This is a genomic window from Paracoccus marinus (assembly GCF_007018965.1).
GTDB lineage: Bacteria > Pseudomonadota > Alphaproteobacteria > Rhodobacterales > Rhodobacteraceae > Paracoccus > Paracoccus marinus.
On record NZ_VJYZ01000006.1, the window covers coordinates 1 to 995 of the forward strand.

Here is a 995-nt window from a genome sequence, read left to right on the forward strand (position 1 = left end):
TAATACCAATCGCCTTGATTTCTGACTCGCTTGGGATTCCCTTCGCCCTGAAAATCTGAATCATGGGTCTCGAGGGATGGAGGCTTTGATGGCGGTTGAGATCACGCGCACGGATATGTCGGCAAGCGAACTTCGGACGACGGCGGCTCGCACAAAGGATGCGAAGGCGGCGCGGCGGATGCTGGCGATTGCTCTTGTTCTGGATGGGACAGATCGCAGGACGGCAGCTGAGGCCTGCGGCATGGATCGGCAAACCCTGCGCGATTGGGTTCATCGCTACAATGCCGACGGGATTGCCGGTCTGTCGAACCGCTATGCGGCGGGTCCGACGCCGCTCCTGAACCCTGAGCAGAAGGTGGAACTGGCTCGGATGGTCCGGGAAGGGCCTGACCTTGAGGCCGATGGGGTGGTGCGCTGGCGCTGCGTCGATCTCAAGCGCAAGATCGAGGACCGCTTTGGCGTGGTCATGCACGAGCGGACGGTTGGCAAACAACTGGCGGCCCTCGGCTTTCGCCGCCTTTCAGTGCGCCCCCAGCACCCCAGGTCCGACCCCTTGGCGCAAGAGGCATTCAAAAAAACTTTGCCGCTACGGTGAACGCCGCCCTGCCAGAGGCAGCATGCGGCAAGCCATTGGAAGTGTGGTACCAGGACGAGGCCAGAGTGGGCCAGCAGGGGACGCTCACCCGGACCTGGGCTGAGCGCGGAACCCGCCCCCGCGCGCCACGCGACACCCGCTACACATGGGCCTATATCTTCGGCGCCGTCTGCCCGGCGCGCGCCACAACTGCGGCCCTGGTCATGCCGCGCGCCGACACCTCGGCCATGAACGCCCATCTCGGAGAGATTGCAAAAACCGTCGCGCCGGGCGCCCACGCCGTGCTCGTGATGGACGGCGCCGGCTGGCATGGCTCCAGCGCCCTGCGCATCCCCGACAACATCACCATCGTGACGCTCCCGCCCTATGCACCGGAGCTGAACCCGGTCGAGAACATCTG

At 64.6% G+C, this 995-nt stretch carries 1 pseudogene; it reads left to right on the top strand.

From position 1 onward, the window contains the following. Positions 1-85: 85 nt before the first annotated feature. Positions 86-995 (top strand): annotated as a pseudogene (locus FNF32_RS15530) (IS630 family transposase); the annotation flags it as partial.